Consider the following 208-nt stretch of genomic DNA (forward strand, 5'->3'; position numbering starts at 1 on the left):
AGAAATAAAAATGTATTATAATGGATTTTCATTTGATGGAGAACACTTTGTATATAATCCATTTTCAGTATTACAATTCTTTCAAAAAAAGGAATTTGAAAATTATTGGTTTGAAAGTGGATCCCCGTCATTTTTATATGAATACGTAAAAGGGAGAAATATAAGTTACGAAGATTTAGTAAAATATACAGTAAGCAAATCAGATTTC

At 25.5% G+C, this 208-nt stretch carries 1 pseudogene; it reads left to right on the top strand.

The annotated features are described in order from the left end of the window. A pseudogene (locus ACYQ44_RS10585) lies at window positions 1–208 on the top strand (ATP-binding protein); the annotation flags it as partial.

This window comes from Marinitoga arctica, assembly GCF_054657315.1.